Here is a 638-nt window from a genome sequence, read left to right as displayed (position 1 = left end):
TGAATGCTTTAATTGTTCACAATAGTCAGATGCGTTATCGCACCTATCAAGCGGTCAATAATGACCCTTAGAACCAAAATTTAAATATATCCGCTGTTCTCACGGACAATAGTGACCGTTAGAAGAAAATTTCCGGGTTTTCTCCGAGATTTCCCCCGCTTACGGACATTAATGTCCGTAAGAAAGTGAAATTTTCGAATAATCGACGCTAACGGTCAATAATGTCCGATTGACTAGTTTAAATGATCACAATGTACGTATAAACGTGCTACGTTCCTAGTTCCTGCGATTGTGAGTTCAACAAGGCGCAGTACACCTCGCTGTCTGCGCAAAATTCAAACTTTCAGTGAACCGCGGAATCCCCTAGCTCCATAATAGGAATCCGCACCATTATGATACACGAACACATTGCCATAACGATAATCAGCAAAAATAGCACCGCCGAGCTTTCTAATCTCAGCAGGTGTTTTAATCCAGCTCGATGTTTTCATATCAAAATTTCCAAGCTTCTGCAGCTCTCTGTATTGTTCTTCCGTTAAAATCTCAATGCCCATATCAGCCGCCATATTTATAGCGCTATTTTCTGGTTTATGCTGCTTTCTTGCCTCCAGCGCCGCATGGTCATAACAAATACTTCT

General features: G+C 41.5%; 1 protein-coding gene. It reads right to left on the bottom strand.

Going from position 1 to position 638, the window contains the following annotated elements:
• Window positions 1-335: 335 nt before the first annotated feature.
• On the bottom strand, window positions 336-638 hold a 303-nt coding region (locus tag ACRRU2_RS28600), incomplete at its 5' end, for a DUF4256 domain-containing protein (RefSeq protein ID WP_432506845.1).

The organism is Paenibacillus sp. GXUN7292 (genome assembly GCF_050864975.1).
Taxonomy (GTDB): domain Bacteria; phylum Bacillota; class Bacilli; order Paenibacillales; family Paenibacillaceae; genus Pristimantibacillus.
The sequence above is the reverse complement of the archived record's forward strand: the minus strand, read 5'-3'. Positions and strand labels throughout refer to the sequence as shown.